At 48.2% G+C, this 342-nt stretch carries 1 protein-coding gene; it reads left to right on the top strand.

Annotated features, from left to right (window positions below):
- A partial coding sequence (locus tag AB4585_RS27285; protein WP_372171875.1) for a hypothetical protein occupies positions 1 to 342 on the top strand: 342 nt, incomplete at both ends.

Below are 342 nucleotides of genomic sequence, written 5' to 3'. Positions count from 1 at the left end.
GCGTAACCTCTACAAAAACAGCATCGGTGATAAGATTATCTTTGAAGAGATCAACCACTCTTTGAAGCTGCAATTCCAATACAGCTGGAACACCAGTGAGCAATTTGGCTTTATCCGCCAATCACAATTAACCGATCTTTCTGGCGATGACCGCGAGATTGAGCTGCTCGATGGCCTGCAAAACCTATTGCCACCAGGTGCCCCTTTAGGTGCCTTGCAAACAAGAAGTGCCTTAGTTGATGCGTACAAATGGAATGAGCGTCAGCAAGGTTCTCCTTTAGCGCTATACACCATGTATGCAAAACTCAGCGACCGCGCAGATCCTGCCGAGTCCCTGCTTGC

It is taken from the genome of Vibrio sp. 10N.222.49.C9 (assembly GCF_041474985.1).
GTDB classification, from domain to species: Bacteria; Pseudomonadota; Gammaproteobacteria; order Enterobacterales; family Vibrionaceae; genus Vibrio; species Vibrio crassostreae_C.
This window is presented reverse-complemented; position numbering and strand designations above follow the sequence as displayed.